The organism is Mesorhizobium sp. M1A.F.Ca.IN.020.03.2.1 (assembly GCF_004023205.1).
Classification (GTDB): domain Bacteria; phylum Pseudomonadota; class Alphaproteobacteria; order Rhizobiales; family Rhizobiaceae; genus Mesorhizobium.
In genome coordinates this window covers 1-851 of record NZ_RZSV01000490.1, presented here as the reverse complement: position 1 = coordinate 851, position 851 = coordinate 1, and the positions used below count along the sequence as shown (strand labels likewise).

Annotated in this window: 2 protein-coding genes; both read left to right on the top strand. The window is 64.6% G+C overall.

The window, feature by feature from the left end:
- Positions 1-334: histidinol dehydrogenase (locus tag EOA79_RS32295; protein ID WP_206639305.1), on the top strand; the 334-nt coding region annotated here is incomplete at its 5' end.
- Between the two features lie 2 nt (positions 335-336).
- A partial coding sequence (locus EOA79_RS32290) for a UPF0262 family protein (protein ID WP_164894086.1) occupies positions 337-851 on the top strand: 515 nt, incomplete at its 3' end.

Here is an 851-nt window from a genome sequence, read left to right as displayed (position 1 = left end):
GGTCGACCGCATCGCGGCTGAGCATGTCGAGCTCGCCTTCGACGACGCCGAGAACTTCCTCGCCGGGATGCGCAATGCCGGTGCCGTCTTCCTCGGCCGCCACACGCCGGAAGTCATCGGCGATTATGTCGGCGGCTCCAACCACGTGCTGCCGACCGCGCGCTCGGCGCGCTTCTCGTCTGGTTTGTCCGTGCTCGATTTCGTCAAGCGCACGTCGATCCTGAAGCTCGGCCCGGAGCAGCTCAAGGCGCTGGCGCCGGCGGCCATCGCGCTCGCCAAGGCGGAAGGGCTCGACGCCCACGCACGATCGGTGGCGATCAGGCTGAACATGTAGCGATGTCCGGCCACCACCAAAACCGCGACAGGCTGATCGACGTCGAGCTCGACGAATCGATCGGGCGTTCGACGCCCGATGTCGAGCATGAGCGGGCAGTGGCGATCTTCGACCTGATCGAGGAAAACAGTTTCCGGCCGGTCAACGACGATGGCGCCGGCCCATACAGGCTGAAGCTGTCGCTGGCCGAGTCGCGCCTGGTGTTCGCCGTCAGCCGCCAGAATGGCGCCGACGTGGTTACCCACATCCTGTCGCTGACGCCGCTTAGGCGTATCGTCAAGGATTACTATCTGATCTGCGAAAGCTATTATGAGGCGATCCGCTCCTCCACGCCCAGCCATATCGAGGCAATCGACATGGGCCGCCGCGGCCTGCACAATGAGGGCTCGCAAACACTGATGGACCGGCTCGCCGGCAAGATCGAGATCGACTTCGACACGGCGCGCCGGTTGTTCACGCTCGTCTGCGTGCTGCACTGGCGGGGGGAGTCCTTGCCGCGCTGCCGCCTTCGATTTTT